Genomic DNA, 15,146 nt, shown 5'->3' on the forward strand with positions numbered 1-15,146 from the left:
CACCCGGACAGAATGACGCCCACGCGCCGTCCACCACAGCACCCGGACGGCGCGTCACATCACAACAGGGCAAAGGTTGCCTGATGCGGCACTAGTGACCCGTCATGCGGAGCCACTGCATCGTTGTGGCGAGCTCTTCGCCGAAGCCCTCGCAGAGCGCGAGCAACTCGCGACCCGTGGACGAGTCGAGCAGCCCTGCGGAATCGGGGAGAACCCCGAGAGCACCATGGCAGGCGGTCTCGACGGCGATGTGGCGCGACGCGAAATAGCCCTCGCTCGCCCGGTCCGCCAGGTCGGCGAGGTACTGGCGGTGGGCTTCCTCCGCGGGGTGAGAGTAGAAGGAGCCCTCGACGAGACCGTCGAGGTAGTTCGCCAGGCCGGCCGAGGCTTCGACCACTCGCTCGACTTCGTCCACGCCAGGCATGTCCAGCAGTTCGCCGAAGGTCAGCAGGTTACTGATGGTCTCCAACTGGAAGAGCTGGACCGTGTCCGGGTCGACTTCAGACGTGAAGAGCGGGGCCGTGCACAGCTCGGCGATTGCTCGCCGGTATGCGCGCTCCGACTGTTCACCAGGGGGTGATGCTGCCAGTCGGAACAGCGACTCCAGCACGGACTGGTCGACGCCCCACTCTGCATCCAATTCGAACGCGAGTATCGGCGCGCGCCACCGCCACAGGGCCAGGACGGCCGCCTGACGCCGGTGAACGGGCTTCAGGTCCGCCAATCGCTCGATCCGTACCACGTTCTTGAGTCAGCCCTTCTGATCTACCGTCCCCGCCCGCCGCCTTTACCTCGGGACACTGTAGAAGCTGCCGAAGGACCACGTGACCGCCAGGACGGTGCCTGGCACAAGCCAACTGCGGGAATCGGTCATACCGGTTCAGAATGCCCTCTGACAGCAGCGCGCCCCCGCCCGGGCACCGGCCGAGCGGGGGCGCGAGTACGGACGGGATCAGCGCCCAGCGGCGTACGAGACGAAACCCACCCATGCTTCCTCGCCGAAGGCAAGCTGCGGCCCCGGCAAGTTCTTCGAGTCGCGGACGCGCACCGCACAGGACGCAGTCGCCACCTCGACGCAAGAGTCCCCTTCGCTGCTGCTGTAGCTGTAGCTGCTCTTGAACCACTTCAGCTCGGAAGCGGCCCCGGCAGAGGTCTTGCGGATCACGTCTCTCCCAGCAGTTGCTCGATGAAGGCCAGCGACTCCCGTAGCGCGAGAGCCTGGGCCCGGATCATCCCCTAGCGCAGCTCAAGGATCCTGAGCTGCTTCGGATCGGAGACCGGCCGTCCGGCGAAGGCGCCGTCCGACCGCCCCACCGCGGTGCCGTCCTCGAACTTCAATACTTCGACTCCGCCGCCCATTCCTGCGTGATCCTCACGATTGGTCGGCATCACCTGAATCTCGATATTCCTCAACTGCCCGACCTCCAAAGTCGTTCGAGCTGTCGACGCAGCACCATCGTGCCGCCGATGGGACGGCGCAGCGTCACCTCTTCCTGTACGAAGCTGAGCGCAGGGGCGGGTGACCTCTCGAAGACCGCTTGCCTGGCCATACGCGCAGCCAACACTCGCTCCACTTCATCCTGCGAGTACGAGGGCCGCCTCATCTCGAACAGTGCCCGCGCATACTCCGATGTCTGCAGCAGGCCGTGGATGTTGCGGTTGCCGTACAGCCCCATCTCAACAGCACGCTTCTCCATCTTCGTCAGATCCCGGATCTTCTTCGGGTGCCGGACCTCCGCCACGTCCTGTTTCATCGCGGCGATCTTCCCGCGCGCCCCGAGTACTTCGTCCGCCCTGTCCAGGAGCTCCAGCCGGGGGATGCGACGGCCGCCCTCCACCTTGTAGATCTGGTCCTCCCCGTACCCGATCGCGGCCCCGAACTCGCCGGCCCGCAGCCCCGCAGCCTCCCGCCACGCCTTGAGCTGGCGGCCCACCGCCGCGACCACGGCCGCCCCCGACTCGTCGTCCGGGTCGACGTCCCAGCCCGGCTCGTCCGCCCCGCCGTCATCCGTGCCCCACTTCCGATGTGCATGCGGTTCCTGGCCCAACCCCCGGTGTCCCCGGCACGTCACCCCGGACAGCCGGGACAGCACTGGACAAGCACGGGACAATCACCGTACGTAAGGGGCTCGTTGCTGTTCACGGTACGCACACCCCGGCCACGCTGAGCGGCGTGAACCAACACATCACCCGAACCGAACATTCCGCTCCCACCCGGCAGTTCACCGTGCTGCTCTCCCCCACCCGCCGGGGCGCAAAGATCTGGGCCGAACCCAGCCTCGTACCGCGACCGCTCCACCGGGTCGCGGAAACCCACGACCCGGTGAGCCACGTCCCCCGTACCCGGAGACGCCACGCCGTCGTCCGGTGTCATCCACATCAACTTCCGGCATGCCGCAGGCTTCACCGTCATCGGCAACCACCTCGCCCAGCACCGCGGACTCTCCCTCGCCGCGATCGGACTCGCCGCCCACATCCAGTCGCTCCCCGCCGGAGCCAGGATCAGCATCAAGCACCTCGCCGAACACTTCCCCGAGGGCGAAACCCGCATCGCCGCCGCCCTGCACGAACTCGAAGCCCACGGCTACCTCCACCGCAGCCGCGCACGCCTCCCCGACGGCCGCATCATCACCCGCACCGTCTCGTACAACCAGCCCGGCGCGGTCACCCACCCCATCCCGGCACCTCGGCCCCGGACGGCCCCCAGCCAGCCGACCCCGCAGCCCACACCACCGTCACCGTCACGCGTAACCGCTCCCGAACCGCGCCCGGCACCCACACCGCAGCCCGCCCCCGTCCTCGTACCGGCCCCCACGGCGCGCACGACGCCGCCACCGCCGCTCCCCCAACCACAGGAACTCACACCGGAGCTCCGGCGCATGGCCACCGCACTCCTCGCCGACCTACGCCGCCACGCACCTCAACTCGTCCTCTCCGAGAACGACATCCACACCCTCACCCCCGGCATCGCCACCTGGCTCGAACGCGACGCCCACCCCGACACCATCCGCCACACCCTCACCACCGACCTCCCGCGCCCCCTGAAACACCCCGCCAAGCTCCTGCGCCACCGCATCGCGACACTCCTGCCACCACCGCTGCCAGGAGCCCAGGACATCGCACTCGCACGCCCCGGCGTCATCGTCATCCCGCTCCAGAACTGCGACGACTGCGACCGCGCCTTCCGCTCCCGCCACCCCGGCCACTGCCGCGACTGCCGGACAGACCTCCACACAGCCGCCTGACAACCACCAGCCGCTCCACCCGCAACTTCCGGACCCGCCCCCGAGAACATCGCCGCAGCCATCGTCAAACGCACCGCACAGGGCCTGGGTAACCGTCCGGCCACACAACAGCGGAAAATCCTGATGGTCATCTCCCGGACTCCTCAAGGAATGAGCCGTTCCGTGATCACAATCAGACGATGAGCGGCCACTACAGGCACTGACTCTCAGGTGGCAGGTATGAAGGAAGCTGACCAGTCACGTCCGGATCAGGGGGACTTCTGTGCGAACCGCCCACAAGAGATGGATAGTCGTCGCAATCACCATCGCGGCTGCGAGTGGAACATTAGGAACAGCCTCGCCCTCACCCCAGGACAGTTCTCAGAAAACCCGGCTATCCACGAGTGAGGTTGACGAGCTGTCGCAGCTTGCAGGGGAATATCTGCAAGCGCGCGCAGGCATGGTCACCACCACTCCACCCCCGGCAAGAATCTCGGGAATCTCAGCCACCCCGGCCATGGCGAATCGCACCTCGGATGAATTCGCCCAGCTCGCAGCAAAGGGAAAGCGGTACGAGCAGGTGGACGGCGGCTACACAAAGGCCGTCGTAGACGTCACCGTCACGGACTCGTCGCTGGCGGGAACCACCGCCACCATCCAACTCACCGAAGACACCCGGCTCTACATGCCGTTCACGGCCGCAGAAGTCGCCGAAGGGGCGCCCGAGTACGAAGAGTTCTCTCTTCCGCACACGGTGACGTTCACCCGATCCGCCGACGGTACGTGGCTGCTCGCCTCGGACAAGGCCGACACAGGGTCAGGCCCCGCCCCCAGTACGCAGTTGACCGAACCCGATGCGGCAGAAGACACCGATGGCGGCACACCGGACAAGGACGAAGGCGTAACTGTTTGGGACCGCTCGTGAGCTGTAGTGATGCGGTCCGGAGGGTCACCGATATCCGGTAGATTGATCTCGTGTCCTCCGTCCAGCCGCCGCCCTCGTAGGAGGAGTTGGCGACGCTGGTCGTCGAGCTCAAGCTGCTGGTGACCGCGCAGGCTGCGACGATCGCGGAGCAGGCGGAACGCATCGCGGAGTTGGAGCGGCAGGTGGCCGCCGATTCGCACAACTCGTCCAAGCCGCCGTCCAGTGACGGGGCTGCGGAAGAAGCCCGCGCCGAAGTCGCTGCGGCAGCACACGGGGCGCAAGCCGGGCCAGGCCAAGGGCGATTCGGGCGGACGGCTGGAGCAGGTCACCGACCCGGACGTGTTAGTCGATCACCATCCCGAGGTGTGCGGTGGGTGCGGGGAGGGCCTGACCAGCGCGAAGAGTACGGGCTATCGGGCCCGGCAGGTCTTCGACCTGCCCGAGACCGCCCCGCGGGTGACCGAGCACCGGCTGCACCGGGCGGTGTGCGGCTGCGGGCGGACCACCACCGCCGAGGCGCCCGGCGAGGTACCGGCGGCCACCGTGTACGGGCCGGGGGTCCGGGCGGCGATCTGCTGCCTGTCGGCCTACCAGCACCTGCCGGCCCAGCGCCCGGCCGAGGCGATGGGCACCCTGTTTCGCCCTGCCCGTCTCCACCGGCACCGTCCTGTCCGTGCTGGCCCGCGCCCACGCGGGGCTTGCCGACTTCGAGCAGCAGGTCAAGGACCATCTGGCCGCCGCCCCGGTGGCGCACGCCGACGAGAGCGGGGTACGGGTGGCGGGCCGGCTGCACTGGCTGCACGTGATGTGCACCCACCTGGTCACCTTCTACGACGTCCACGCCCAGCGCGGACGGGACGCGATGAACGACCTGGGCATCCTGCCCGCCTTCACCGGCACCCTGGTCACCGACGCCCTGGCCTCCTACATCGTCTACGGCAACGCCAAGGCCCTGTGCGGTGCCCACGTCCTGCGCGAACTCATCGCGGTCACCGAGGACACCCGCCGCGACCAGACATGGGCGAAGGCCGTGACCGACGTGCTCATCGAGGCGAAGGACGCAGTCGCCGACGCCCTGGCTGCCGGACAGAGCGCGCTTGCCCCGGACACCCTCACCGCCTTCCAAGACCACTACCGGCAGGCGGCGTTGTGTGGCATCGCCGCCAACCCCTACTCCGGCACGGGGCCACGGTCCAAGGCCAGAGCACTGGCCGAGCGGCTCAGGGACCGAACTGATGAGTACCAGCGGTACATGACCGACTTCACGGTCCCGTTCGACAACAACGCTGCGGAGCGCGACCTCAGAATGGTCAAGGTGCAACAGAAGATCTCCGGATCCTGGCGGACCCTGACCGGTGCGAGGCGCTTCGCCCGTATCCGCTCCTACATCTCCACCGTGCGCAAACACGGCATCAACCCCCTGACCGCCCTACGCGACCTCTTCGCCGGACGGCCATGGATGCTGCCCGCAACCAGCTGGAACTCCTAAACAGTCACGTCTTCGGCGTCCGCCACATCTGGTCCCGCACCCGCACCATGGAGGAGCTGTACTTCATCGGCGGCTGACTCGTTCGGCGACGACCGATGAGTTTCTCCACTGTCCGCGGTCAATCATTCAGTATGAGTTGGTGCACCGCAGGCGCGAAGCCGGCCGAAGCGGGCACCGGCCGAACTCTCTGCGAATCACGACATGACATTGGGAGACCTCAGATGCGCACCCTGATCAGCACCGCCTTCATCTCGCTCGACGGAGTGGTGGAGGCCCCGGGCGGGGAGTTCGGCTACCGGAATGCGGGGTGGACCTTCAAGGACATCGAGTTCGTCCCGGAGGCCTTCGAGATCAAGGGCCGCGAGCAGCAGGAAGCCACCGCGATGATGATGGGCCGGGTCAGCTACCAGGCGTTCAGCCCGGTCTGGCCGGACATGGCGGACTTCGCCGATTACAAGGTGATGCCGAAGTACGTCGTCTCCACCACCCTCACAGAGGACGACCTGGTCCAGAACTGGGGCGAGACCACGATCCTGCGCTCGCTCGACGAGATCGCCGCCCTGAAGGAGACCGACGGCGGCCCGATCATCATCCACGGCAGCGCCACCCTCAACCACAGCCTCTCGGACGCCGGCCTGATCGACCGCTACCACCTCCTGGTCTTCCCCCTGCTCCTCGGCGCGGGCAAGCGCCTGTTCAGCGACACGGACAAGGACACCCAGAAGCTGAAGCTCGTCGAGCACGAGGCGTACTCCAACGGCCTGCAGAAGAACGTCCTCGACGTCGTCCGCTGAAGCCTGGAGGACTCCGACCGTTGGATACGGATGCTGTGTGGTGTCATGGCTCCGTGAACCGCGCCGTGGAGGAGACCAACCGCCGGATGCTCCGGGCGCGGGACGCGATGGACCGCGCCTATGCGCAGCCGCTGGACGTCCCGGCCCTGGCCCGGATCGCGCACGTGTCGCAGGCCCACTTCACCCGTACGTTCCGGGCCACGTTCGGCGAGACACCCCACCGCTACCTGCAGCGCCGCCGCGTCGAGCGTGCGATGTTCCTGCTGCGGGAGACCGACCGCAGCGTGACCGACATCTGCTACGAGGTCGGCTTCGGCAGCCCGGGGACGTTCAGCCGTACGTTCCACGACATCGTCGGCCGCTCGCCCAGGGCGTACCGCAAGGAAGCGACGGCCACGGGCGTCCCGACGTGTTTCACCATGACGTGGATGCGCCCGAGCAGCTGAGCAGTTTTGGATAAGTTCTTTTCGAGCATGCCCCGTAGCGTGATGCACATGTTCAACGCCATCACGCACTCACAGATATACGTCCTCGACCAGGACGAGGCCCTCGATTTCTACGTCGGCAAGCTCGGCCTGGAGGTCAACGCCGATGTGGACATGGGCTTCATGCGCTGGCTGACCGTCAGCGTCCCCGGCCACCCCGAGCGCGAGATCATGCTGGAGAAGCCGGGCGCCCCGGCCATGTCCGAGGAAACAGCGCAGCAGGTACGGGAGTTGGTGACCAAGGGCGCGATGGGCGGCTGGCTCATCCTCACCACGGACGACTGCCGCAAGACGTACGAGACGCTGCTGGCCCGGGGCGTCGAGTTCACCGAGGAACCCACCGACCGCCCGTACGGAACCGACTGCGGCCTGCGCGACCCCTTCGGCAACCGCATCCGCTTCACCCAGCCGAAGACCTGAGCACACTCCCGATCGCACAGCGGGGGCCGGAGCGAGTTCGCACCGGCCCCGCTCGCGCGTCTCGCAGAGCATGGCTGTCCGGCGCACCCACACCTGCCGCGACCATCCGCAGATGCGCTCCGACCCGGCGCTCGGGATGGCTGCACAAGCGGTTCCCGGCCCGTCCGCGCAGCAGAAAGCATTTTCGCCAAGACCAAGGCATCAGCCATGGTTTGCCCAGAACACGACACCCGTGATCAAGAGAATTCCGCAGCCGAAGACCGCACCGATCCCAGGATTTCTGCGCTGCGCGATGGCCCGGCCGAGCATCCCCAGAACCGGAATCCAGCCAGCCGCATATACGAGCCAGGCGATCTTCTGCATCGATGGACCGGAATCCACCTTGAACAGCACCCACGCCACGAACACAAAAAGCGCTGGCATGGCCCACAGGTTGCGCTCGATCACTTCCTGGCGTTCCGACAACGAAATCCTCCTGGATCGATGAGATCGTGCCCCCTCCCTTCTGGAAGGGGACACGGCCTCCCTGCGGCTTTACTAGAAGTTGCTGATCAAGTACGAGACAACCTCGTCGATCACGTAAGCGGGCGCGGCCTTGCTCGCAGCCTGGCATGTCCGACACTTATCGCGCCGCCGGCACCTACTGACCAGCAAACAAGGGAGGATGTCTAAATCATTGGCCAAATTTTGCCCACCCTGAAATCCCTTCACTGCTTTGCAGCAAATAGATCGGCGGTGCTCCACCTGCCGTAGCGAGGGCGGCAGCTGGACCCCCCCCCCCCCGGTCAGAGGCTGCTCGCCTTCGCCCGGGTGCTCCGACGGCGGAGCCAGTCACGCAGAAGCTCCGCAGCCGCACACGGTCGGCGAGGGCGACACCGGTGAGCCCCTGCCGCTGGCCCGACGGGCGGCCTCCCGCCCGCTCCCCCGACCGCCCCGTAGCCGTCAGCGCGGCAGCACCACCCAGGACTTGATGCCTGCGTGCGGCGAAGATGCCTCGCTGACGCCCCACTCCCCACCCCAGTCGTCCACAACAGCCGCGAGCAGCCAGAGCGCCCGCCGACGCCGCGTTTCGCAGAGCGTGGCCAGGTCGGGTTCGGCGTGATGCGGGTGCTGGTCCCAGACGAGGAGACGGACCGCGTCGTCCCGCTGGCGCAGGGATACATAGAGCTCCTTCCCCGGGCTCATTCTGGCGGTGACCGCGACCAGCTCGTCCACAGCATGCGTGGCCGGCCAGACGTACGGAGCGAGCCCGTGCGCCTCCAGCGCGGCGACGACCACCGTACGGGCGATGAACGCGCTGCGGATGTCACCGGGAAGCGTGAAACTGAGGGCGAGCCCGCGCCCCGAGTGCCCCTTGGGGCGCAGGTAGGGCCGGGGGTACGACTGCGGGTTCGTTTGCGGGGTGGGGTATGGGTACGGGACCGGCATACGCGCCTCGGCGGCGGCCGGACAGAGTGCGGCGCGTGGAGATGAAGGCATGACTGACTCCCCTGATACGGGTGGCGAGTTGGCGGCGTCTCTCTTTCGCGTGGGCGCGCACGGGTGGCTCACGTTGTTGTGCTCCGGACGAGCAGTGGCCTGTCTCCCTGACGCGGGACCGCCCCTCCCAGGGCAGGAGGTTGCGGGCAGGACCGCGTGATGCACTTCCGGCTCGTCGGCATTGCGTGAGCGGTGCAGCACCTAACGTAGCGCTGTGGGGGTAAAATTACCCCTCGCGTCTGGAGAATGAACCCTTTCGTGGCAGCCAGGGGCGCGCACGCGGCAGACTGCCGGTGACCGCATGCGGAAAGGAACGGCATGGCAGCAAGGACGTCTCCTACCGAACGTCAGAAGCGGCTCGGCGCCGAGCTGCGGAGGATGCGCACATCGGCCGATGTCTCCGCCGAGTTCGCGGCCGGACTGCTCGGCGTGGACCGGGGCAAGATCTCGAACATCGAGGCCGGCACACGACCCATCAGCTCGGACCGCCTGCGCACGCTGGCGTGCAACTGCTCCTGCACCGACGAGAAATACGTTGACGCGCTGGTCGACATGGCCCAGCACAGCGGACGCGGATGGTGGGAGAGATACAGGGGACTACTGCCCCAAGGTCTGCTAGACATCGCCGAGTTGGAGATTCACGCAGCACGCATGCGCGCTGCGTACTCCATGCATATTCCCGGCCTGCTCCAGACCTCGGACCACGCTCTGGCTCTCTTCCGAGTGGTTATCCCCCAGCTACCGGAGCGGGAGATCGCGCTGCGACTGGCGCATCGCGTGGAGCGCCAAGAGGTTCTGGACGGGGGCACACCGACGCCGTACACAGGAATCGTGCACGAGGCAGCACTCCGCATGCAGTTCGGCGGCCGCACTGTGGCACGCGCTCAACTCGATCACCTGCTGAAGAAGTCCGAGCAGACGAACATCGCGCTGCTGGTCATCCCCTTCGAAGCAGGAGCCTTCCCCGGTGCCGGGCAGACCGTTCTCTACGCGGAGGGGCCGGTGCCTCAGCTCGACACCGTGCAGATCGACAACTCCCACGGACCTTTGTTCGTCCACTCGGAAGCCCAGCTGAGCAAATACCGGGCTCACCTGGACTGGATGGAAGAGATCGCACTACCGCCGGACAAGTCGCGGGACTTCATCCACACCATCGCACGCCAACTCTGAGGAGATGACAGATGCCGGACGTCAAATGGGAAGACGCGTTCTGCGGCGAAGGGAACTCCTGCTATCGGATAGGAACCGATGAACAAGGCAGCAGCTACATCGCTGTCAGCGGTGCAGAGGAACACTTCCTCACTGACAGCCGCGAAGCACTTCAGCAGCTGATCCGCGACATCAAGGCCGGCAAGGCCGACCACCTGCTGTAAACGCGCAAAGGGCCCGGCACCGCGATGCGCTCGCAGTGCCGGGCCCTTGCTGTGGCGCGGGTCCTCAGGAAGACGTACCGCGCGGGAAGGAGACCTCCACGCGTCGGTTCTTCTTCCGGCCTTCTTCCGTGCTGTTGTCGGCGATCGGGTACTGCTCGCCGTAGCCACGGATCTCGAAGCTGATGCCCGACCCCAGGTCCTTGGCCAGCACCGCGTGCACGGCGTTGGCGCGCTGCTTGGACAGCACGTCACCGTGGGCCGACGAGCCGAGGTTGTCGGTGAAGCCGAAGACGCGCACCTTGGTGGCGTTCTGCTTCTTGACCTCGGCCGCGATGGCCGCGATGCGGGAGTTGGCCGCGGGGCTGAGCTTGGCGCTGTCCTTGCCGAAGAGGACTTCGGCCTGGAGCGCGAACTTGACGTTCGCGTTGCTGTCCTCGCGACGCTCCTCGCCGCCCATGTCCTCGACGACCTGGATGATGTCGAGAACCCTGGCGGGGGCGAGCGTGGCACCGTCGACCATTTTGAGGTCGGGGTCCTGACCGTCCACCTCGACCGGAGGCTTCGAGGACGCCTCGGTTCCAGGCGGAACGCTCGGTCCGTCGTCCGCCAGGGCGGTCGAGGCACCGATGACGGATGTGCCGGCCATAAGCGCAACCGTCGCGATGGCCATGCCTGCGAGCTGGATCGGCCGACGCCTCGTGCGGATGTGTGTCATGGCGTCCGTCACCCAGAGATCTTCAGCGACGTGGTGGCAAACGTCGGCAGGTTGAAGTCGACTTCGGTTGTGGTGCTGGGCGGTGCCGGGAACTGCATGAAGACCGGGACCGACTTTCCGGGCTGGACCGCAGACATCCCGGTCGTGCAGAGGCAGCGCCCATCAGTGTCCCGGAGGATGTAGTAGCGCTTCTTGCCCACCTTGTCCACGAGCGTCGCGCCACCGACGGAGTTGAGGTTGTTGGTGACGATCGCGTTTTCGTTTCCGGCCCATACGGACGGGTTGACAGCGACGTCGCCCTGATTCTTCAGCTCGCCCTGAACCGTCACGAACCCGCCGGAGTCCCTCTTCACCTGGTTCACGACCAACAGCATGTTCTTTTCGCCCTTGGCCTCGGCAAGCTTCACATTCGGGTCCACGTTCTCCCCGGCCGCGGTGTCCTCCTGCTTCTTTCCCTTGTCCTCGTCGGAGGGCTCGGGAGACGCAGGGGAGGACGGCGAGCCGGTGTCCTTTGTCCCTCCGCCGTCCTCGGCACCGCAGCCGGTGACGGCCAGGGCCAGTGCCGCCGTCATCGAGACGGCTGCCACTACCCTTCGGGACTTGATGGAGCGCCGAATGCTCATCGCTTCTGATTCCTTTACTCGTCGTTCACTGTCAACTGTCGACCAGGTGCACGTCAAAGAGAATCTTGCTCACCTGTTTCCAGGGCGGGGGGCTGCTCGGACTGATTGCGAGCATCTCTCCTCCCCTGCACGAGAAGAAGTACATGTCCTGGATGGTGTCGTCGTTGTAGTCGACGGACCTCCACCTGGGACAGCGCCACTCGATGACAGCGGTGGCGTGTCCCTTGGCAAACTTCCGCTTCATGCCAGGAACCACAGACGCACCCACGGGCTTGAGGGTCTTGACCTCAACCTCGATCTCGTCCCGCTCGCCGCCGGGCGACGGACGGCAGTAGTTGACCTTCGCCTCGTTCTCCGCGGCAAGCGCATGAGCCGCAGGGCATCCCAGAACCGGGTGCCCCTGCAGGAACATGTCCAACATGCTCTCGGGAAGTGAAGCGAGGAACGGGGCCTCGAACTGCTCGCGGGACTGCTGGGCGGCAGCCAGTGCGGCAGCGTCCGCTGCTCCCTGGGCCCCGTTGCGCAGGGCCGCGGCCTTGCCGACGGTAAAGAAGGCAAACGCGAGAAAGAGCAGGCCCGCCACCATCACAACGTAGATGGGGAAAGCCTGCCCTGCCTCGCCGCGAAGTTTCGCGATCATTAGCCGGCCTTGATCTGGTCCACCAGCTTGGAGATCTTGCTCGAGATCGATCCGCCGATGCCCGAGGCCGCGATCGCACCGATGATCGCCACGACCACCAGGATGATGCCCAGGTACTCGAACGCCGTCTGGCCACGGTCCATGTTCGCGTAGCGCTTCTGGATGCGGGTCACGGCGGTGTTGGCCCAGCCGTTGATGCGAACGGCGGTCTTCAGGGTGATGTCCGACATGGTGTTCCCCTCCGGGTTCGGCCGACCGATAGCCGGCCGACTCGCACGTTTCCTGGGTGTCGCCTGCGGTACCGGCTTCCTCCTGGCCGGTGCCGCTGGCGACATGAGAAACATACGGCGACGCGCCCCGCTCGCCGGAGGGTCCCAGGGCCCATTCCCGGGCCCAAAGCGTCCGTTGGGTCTTCGTCACCGATACGTGCAGCCGGGCCCCACGCCCCGCACATCCCGTCACGGCCCCGCTCCCGGCCTGCTGCTCAGCCACGGTGACCACCGGCCTCGCGCGCTCCTCGCCCCGCTGAGGGAGCCGTGCCGAGCCAGCGGGCGATGGCCTCGCTGCGGCTCGCGCTGTGCAGCTTGGTGAAGATGCGGTTGATGTGGTTCTTGACCGTCTTCTCGCTGATGAAGCAGGTGGCGGCGATCTGCTGATTGCTCATGCCGGACGCGATCAGCTCCATGACCTCCACCTCCCGTGAACTCAGCCCGTACTGCTGCCTGTTGAGTGCCGCGCCCGGTTCCCCGGTCATGGAAGACTGTGCCACAACTGGTTGCATCTGCGAAAGACCCTGCGGTGTACGGACGGGTCGCGGCGCAGGTGGAAACGGTTCCGGCTTGGGCGCGTGTGCAGGCGCACCGTGTTGCTGAACGGAACTCGGGGCGTGGCCGTCGTACCCGGGCCCCTGGTAGGGAACACCTGTGGTCAGTGCCGTTCCGAGCCCCTCCGGAAGCGATCGCGACTGCGGTCCCGGGCCCTGGCGCATGTGGGCGAGTAGGGCGTTGGCCGCGGTGGCGGTGAAATGTGCGCGGCCGTCCCTCGTGTCGCGTACTGCCTGCACCAGCTGGTCGGCCGTGAATTCGCCGTGTACCAGATAGCCACTCGCGCCCAGACGCAGCGCCTCGTGGACGATCTCGTTCTCACGGCTGTAGGTCAACATCATCACGGGTGCGACCTGCACGAGGTGCGGCAGCGCGGAGATGCCGTCGACACCGGGCATCCGAACATCGAGCAGGACGACATCCGGGCGGTGCTGGACGGCCATGTCGTAGGCCTGGCGGCCGTCCGCGGCCTCCGCGACGACGTCGATGTCGTCACGGCCGGAGAGCAGAACGCCGAGGCCGGCCCGGACCACGGGGTTGTCGTCGGCGACGACGACCCGCAGGGCGCCGGGGGTGGCCATGGGCGCGGCCGGAGGGAAGGGAGGCATGGGCTCGGATGCCGCGGACTGCTGGGGAACGGGGAACGCGTTGGAACTGGGCTCCGAGTTGAGCGGGGTGACGTGCGAGGACGTGTGCTGGGACGCGTGGTTCTGTGCGGCCCAGTTCTGGCCCGACGCGCGGGAGACGTCGTCCGGCATCTGCGACCTCCTCTCAAGGGTCTATGGGGGGTGAGGGCGGAGTGTGAGCGGTTCAGTCGGGCTGCTCCGCACCGGAAACGGCGAGCAGAGCGGCGATCGGGAGTTCCAGGCGTACCTCGGTTCCCTTGGCTGCCTGCCCCTTTCCGATACGGATGCGGGCGCCGATGGACGCGGCGCGCTCGACCATTCCGACCAGGCCGAAGTGCCCGGCGTGTCGGAGGTCGTCGAGCGTCGTGCCCGGGGGCAGGCCACGCCCGTCGTCGTACACGCTGACGCGCAGGACGTCGCCCTTCACACCTGCGAGTACGACGAGGTAGGTGGGTTGTGCGTGACGGTGGGCGTTCTCCATCGCCTCGGAGGCGATGGTGAGCAGTTGGCGGGCGACGACCTGGGGGACGTGCGGTATCGGTGTGTCGTTGAGAAGCCGGAACGTCGCGGTGAGTCCGTGACGTCGGGTGAAGTCCTCCGTCCGGGCCCGGAGTTCACGTACGACGTCCACGCCGCCGTCGAGTCCGGATTCGCGGCGCAGGTCGGAGAGCAGTTCTCGGGACTCGGCAGCGGCGCGGCGGGCGGCACGGGCGACCAGTTCGGCCTGGTGCTTGACGGTGAGCGGGTCCATCCGGTCGGAGGAGACCGCCAGGCCGTCGGCTGCCAGTGCCAGACCGTGCAGGGTCTTGGCCACCGAGTCGTGCATTTCCCGGGCGAGGCGAGCACGTTCGCCCTCCACCGCCTCGCTGACGGCGAGCCGCGCCTTCGTCTCGGTGAGAGCCTGGCTGGCGGTGCCGAAGCGGAGAAGTAGGTTGCGCAGAGTGACTCCGACCGCCCCGGCAATCACGCAGAAGCCCGGAAGGAGGAACGCCGTCGCATTGGACGGTTCCAACTTCGGGTCGGCCCCGTAAACACCGAGGACGATCGCGGTCTGGAGCGCCGCGAAGACCGCGGCACCCCGCCAGCCGTAGACCAGCCCGGCCAGCAGTGGGGTGCAGACAGTGACGTAGGCGAGAGTGGATTCCGGCGAGGCGGTGATCAGCAGCAGAGCGCCGAAGAAGGCGTCTATGCCGAGCAGCCAGGGATGGCGGAGCAGGACGGGGCCGAAACGTTCCCAGTCACGGAACAGAACATAACTGCCCATGAAGGTGCTGAGAATGGCGGAACCGATCAGCCACGTGGCCAGGCCCGAGGCGGCGTGGTCGATCGCGAACGGCGTGGCCACGGCGATCATGGCGAGCCGAAAGCCGAAGACCTGGCGGCACATCGCCTGGAGCGCGTTGAGCTGGATCGCGAATGCCGGGCGTGATCCGGGATCGGCGATCGCCTGGCGCACCTCGGCGTTCAGTCCGTTCTGGATGCTGCCGAGCTGGAACGACATGGCGTGTCACCTCCCTCCGCCGGTCTGC

Annotated in this window: 17 protein-coding genes and 4 pseudogenes; 10 read left to right on the forward strand and 11 right to left on the reverse strand. The window is 66.9% G+C overall.

Annotated features, from left to right (window positions below; translation table 11 throughout):
• Positions 1 to 91: 91 nt before the first annotated feature.
• The 3 genes and pseudogenes from ABZY11_RS21365 to ABZY11_RS21375 all read right to left on the reverse strand — a co-directional run bounded on the left by ABZY11_RS21365 (position 92) and on the right by ABZY11_RS21375 (position 2,048).
• Entirely contained in the window at positions 92 to 724 is a 633-nt protein-coding gene (locus ABZY11_RS21365; protein WP_356480643.1) for a hypothetical protein, read from the reverse strand.
• Between the two features lie 228 nt (positions 725 to 952).
• Complete coding sequence (locus ABZY11_RS21370) at positions 953 to 1,165, reverse strand: DUF397 domain-containing protein (RefSeq protein ID WP_356480644.1); 213 nt, start codon at positions 1,163 to 1,165, stop codon at positions 953 to 955.
• Positions 1,162 to 2,048 (reverse strand): annotated as a pseudogene (locus ABZY11_RS21375) (helix-turn-helix transcriptional regulator). The gene ABZY11_RS21370 and the pseudogene ABZY11_RS21375 overlap by 4 nt, the downstream one beginning before the upstream one ends.
• Positions 2,049 to 2,372: 324 nt before the next feature.
• On the opposite strand from ABZY11_RS21375, the gene ABZY11_RS21380 reads away from it, so the two are divergent.
• The 8 genes and pseudogenes from ABZY11_RS21380 to ABZY11_RS21415 all read left to right on the forward strand — a co-directional run bounded on the left by ABZY11_RS21380 (position 2,373) and on the right by ABZY11_RS21415 (position 7,337).
• Positions 2,373 to 3,245 carry a helix-turn-helix domain-containing protein gene (locus ABZY11_RS21380; protein ID WP_356480681.1) on the forward strand — a complete coding sequence of 291 codons (873 nt, stop codon included), beginning with the start codon at positions 2,373 to 2,375 and terminating at the stop codon, positions 3,243 to 3,245.
• A 439-nt stretch (positions 3,246 to 3,684) separates the two neighbouring features.
• Complete coding sequence (locus ABZY11_RS21385; RefSeq protein WP_356480645.1) at positions 3,685 to 4,149, forward strand: hypothetical protein; 465 nt, start codon at positions 3,685 to 3,687, stop codon at positions 4,147 to 4,149.
• Between the two features lie 86 nt (positions 4,150 to 4,235).
• Positions 4,236 to 4,424, forward strand: a pseudogene (locus tag ABZY11_RS21390) (DUF6444 domain-containing protein); the annotation flags it as partial.
• Positions 4,425 to 4,512: 88 nt separating this feature from the next.
• Positions 4,513 to 4,632, forward strand: a pseudogene (locus ABZY11_RS21395) (IS66 family transposase zinc-finger binding domain-containing protein); the annotation flags it as partial.
• A 157-nt stretch (positions 4,633 to 4,789) separates the two neighbouring features.
• Positions 4,790 to 5,638 (forward strand): annotated as a pseudogene (locus ABZY11_RS21400) (IS66 family transposase); the annotation flags it as partial.
• A gap of 221 nt (positions 5,639 to 5,859) precedes the next feature.
• Positions 5,860 to 6,432, forward strand: a complete 573-nt coding sequence (locus ABZY11_RS21405) for a dihydrofolate reductase family protein (protein ID WP_356480646.1) — start codon at positions 5,860 to 5,862, stop codon at positions 6,430 to 6,432.
• Between the two features lie 53 nt (positions 6,433 to 6,485).
• On the forward strand, positions 6,486 to 6,878 hold the full coding sequence (locus tag ABZY11_RS21410; protein ID WP_356480647.1) for an AraC family transcriptional regulator: 393 nt from the start codon (positions 6,486 to 6,488) through the stop codon (positions 6,876 to 6,878).
• A 48-nt stretch (positions 6,879 to 6,926) separates the two neighbouring features.
• On the forward strand, positions 6,927 to 7,337 hold the full coding sequence (locus tag ABZY11_RS21415; RefSeq protein ID WP_356480648.1) for a VOC family protein: 411 nt from the start codon (positions 6,927 to 6,929) through the stop codon (positions 7,335 to 7,337).
• 201 nt (positions 7,338 to 7,538) lie between these two features.
• Here the strand turns inward: ABZY11_RS21415 and ABZY11_RS21420 are convergent, their stop codons facing one another.
• Entirely contained in the window at positions 7,539 to 7,802 is a 264-nt protein-coding gene (locus ABZY11_RS21420; protein WP_356480649.1) for a hypothetical protein, read from the reverse strand.
• A gap of 477 nt (positions 7,803 to 8,279) precedes the next feature.
• Entirely contained in the window at positions 8,280 to 8,816 is a 537-nt protein-coding gene (locus ABZY11_RS21425) for an ATP-binding protein (RefSeq protein WP_356480650.1), read from the reverse strand.
• A 318-nt stretch (positions 8,817 to 9,134) separates the two neighbouring features.
• Here ABZY11_RS21425 and ABZY11_RS21430 point away from each other — a divergent pair, with 318 nt between their 5' ends.
• Together ABZY11_RS21430 and ABZY11_RS21435 are read left to right on the forward strand one after the other, a co-directional pair.
• Positions 9,135 to 9,986: a helix-turn-helix transcriptional regulator gene (locus ABZY11_RS21430; RefSeq protein ID WP_356480651.1), complete on the forward strand. Its 852-nt coding sequence runs from the start codon at positions 9,135 to 9,137 to the stop codon at positions 9,984 to 9,986.
• 11 nt (positions 9,987 to 9,997) lie between these two features.
• Positions 9,998 to 10,189 (forward strand): hypothetical protein, encoded by a 192-nt coding sequence (locus ABZY11_RS21435; protein WP_356480652.1) that lies wholly within the window; start codon positions 9,998 to 10,000, stop codon positions 10,187 to 10,189.
• A gap of 64 nt (positions 10,190 to 10,253) precedes the next feature.
• Here ABZY11_RS21435 and ABZY11_RS21440 read toward each other — a convergent pair whose 3' ends face one another.
• From ABZY11_RS21440 to ABZY11_RS21465, 6 genes are all read right to left on the reverse strand, one after another.
• Complete coding sequence (locus tag ABZY11_RS21440) at positions 10,254 to 10,835, reverse strand: OmpA family protein (RefSeq protein ID WP_356480653.1); 582 nt, start codon at positions 10,833 to 10,835, stop codon at positions 10,254 to 10,256.
• A 77-nt stretch (positions 10,836 to 10,912) separates the two neighbouring features.
• The gene (locus ABZY11_RS21445; RefSeq protein WP_356480654.1) at positions 10,913 to 11,527 is read right to left on the reverse strand and encodes a hypothetical protein; all 615 of its coding nucleotides are present in this window, start codon (positions 11,525 to 11,527) and stop codon (positions 10,913 to 10,915) included.
• A 31-nt stretch (positions 11,528 to 11,558) separates the two neighbouring features.
• On the reverse strand, positions 11,559 to 12,167 hold the full coding sequence (locus tag ABZY11_RS21450) for a pilus assembly protein TadG-related protein (protein ID WP_356480655.1): 609 nt from the start codon (positions 12,165 to 12,167) through the stop codon (positions 11,559 to 11,561).
• Complete coding sequence (locus ABZY11_RS21455; protein ID WP_356480656.1) at positions 12,167 to 12,397, reverse strand: hypothetical protein; 231 nt, start codon at positions 12,395 to 12,397, stop codon at positions 12,167 to 12,169. The genes ABZY11_RS21450 and ABZY11_RS21455 overlap by 1 nt, the downstream gene beginning before the upstream one ends.
• A 254-nt stretch (positions 12,398 to 12,651) precedes the next feature.
• Positions 12,652 to 13,749, reverse strand: coding sequence for a response regulator transcription factor (locus ABZY11_RS21460; protein WP_356480657.1), 1,098 nt, complete (start codon positions 13,747 to 13,749; stop codon positions 12,652 to 12,654).
• 52 nt (positions 13,750 to 13,801) lie between these two features.
• Entirely contained in the window at positions 13,802 to 15,118 is a 1,317-nt protein-coding gene (locus tag ABZY11_RS21465; protein ID WP_356480658.1) for a histidine kinase, read from the reverse strand.
• Positions 15,119 to 15,146: the final 28 nt, after the last annotated feature.

It is taken from the genome of Streptomyces sp. NPDC006510 (assembly GCF_040611955.1).
In the GTDB taxonomy this organism is placed as follows: domain Bacteria; phylum Actinomycetota; class Actinomycetes; order Streptomycetales; family Streptomycetaceae; genus Streptomyces.

Bases quoted from the DNA above. Each gene is read 5' to 3' on its own strand.
- ABZY11_RS21430 (WP_356480651.1), top strand. From the start codon at position 9,135: ATGGCAGCAAGGACGTCTCCTACCGAACGTCAGAAGCGGCTCGGCGCC.
- ABZY11_RS21405 (WP_356480646.1), top strand. From the start codon at position 5,860: ATGCGCACCCTGATCAGCACCGCCTTCATCTCGCTCGACGGAGTGGTG.
- ABZY11_RS21415 (WP_356480648.1), top strand. From the start codon at position 6,927: ATGTTCAACGCCATCACGCACTCACAGATATACGTCCTCGACCAGGAC.
- ABZY11_RS21465 (WP_356480658.1), bottom strand. From the start codon at position 15,118: ATGTCGTTCCAGCTCGGCAGCATCCAGAACGGACTGAACGCCGAGGTG.
- ABZY11_RS21450 (WP_356480655.1), bottom strand. From the start codon at position 12,167: ATGATCGCGAAACTTCGCGGCGAGGCAGGGCAGGCTTTCCCCATCTAC.
- ABZY11_RS21385 (WP_356480645.1), top strand. From the start codon at position 3,685: ATGGTCACCACCACTCCACCCCCGGCAAGAATCTCGGGAATCTCAGCC.
- ABZY11_RS21460 (WP_356480657.1), bottom strand. From the start codon at position 13,749: ATGCCGGACGACGTCTCCCGCGCGTCGGGCCAGAACTGGGCCGCACAG.
- ABZY11_RS21440 (WP_356480653.1), bottom strand. From the start codon at position 10,835: ATGGCCGGCACATCCGTCATCGGTGCCTCGACCGCCCTGGCGGACGAC.
- ABZY11_RS21425 (WP_356480650.1), bottom strand. From the start codon at position 8,816: ATGCCTTCATCTCCACGCGCCGCACTCTGTCCGGCCGCCGCCGAGGCG.
- ABZY11_RS21445 (WP_356480654.1), bottom strand. From the start codon at position 11,527: ATGAGCATTCGGCGCTCCATCAAGTCCCGAAGGGTAGTGGCAGCCGTC.
- ABZY11_RS21435 (WP_356480652.1), top strand. From the start codon at position 9,998: ATGCCGGACGTCAAATGGGAAGACGCGTTCTGCGGCGAAGGGAACTCC.
- ABZY11_RS21455 (WP_356480656.1), bottom strand. From the start codon at position 12,397: ATGTCGGACATCACCCTGAAGACCGCCGTTCGCATCAACGGCTGGGCC.